Source organism: Anabaena sp. CCY 9613, assembly GCF_963920895.1.
Lineage (GTDB): Bacteria > Cyanobacteriota > Cyanobacteriia > Cyanobacteriales > Nostocaceae > Cyanocohniella.
The window spans coordinates 1-541 of record NZ_CAWUDE010000054.1 but is presented as its reverse complement, the minus strand read 5'-3'; the positions used below and the strand labels follow the sequence as shown (position 1 = coordinate 541).

1 protein-coding gene is annotated in these 541 nt (G+C 48.2%); it reads right to left on the bottom strand.

Going from position 1 to position 541, the window contains the following annotated elements:
- Positions 1-541 (bottom strand): tetratricopeptide repeat protein (locus ACM0OT_RS23790; protein ID WP_414566840.1); only part of this gene is annotated, 541 nt, incomplete at both ends.

The window sequence follows — 541 nt, the reverse complement described above, 5'->3', positions numbered from 1 at the left end:
ATTTCCAAAGACTGCTGGAAGAACTCAATCGCCCGTGGGTATTGTCCCAGGGAGTAGTAAGCATTGCCCAAACCGATTAAGGAATTACCTTCGCCGTTGCGATCGCCAATCTTTCTGGAGATATTCAAAGACTGCTGGAAGAACTCAATCGCCCGTAGGTATTGTCCCAGGGAGTTGTAAGCATTGCCCAAATTACCCAAGGAATTACCTTCGCCATTGCGATCGCCTATCTCCCTTGATATTTCCAAAGAATGCTGGTATAACTCAATCGCCCGTGGGTATTGTCCCAGGGAGTTGTAAGCACTGCCCAAATTATTTAAGGAAATACCTTCGCCATTGCGATCGCCTATGTCCCTTTTGATATCCAAAGACTGCTGGAAGAACTCAATCGCCCGTGGGTATTGTCCCAGGTAGTTGTAAGCATTGCCCAAATTGCCCAAGGAATTACCTTCGCCGTTGCGATCGCCTATCTCCCTAGCGATGGCTAAAGACTGCTGGAAGAACTCAATCGCCCGTGGGTATTGTCCCAGGGAGTTGTAAG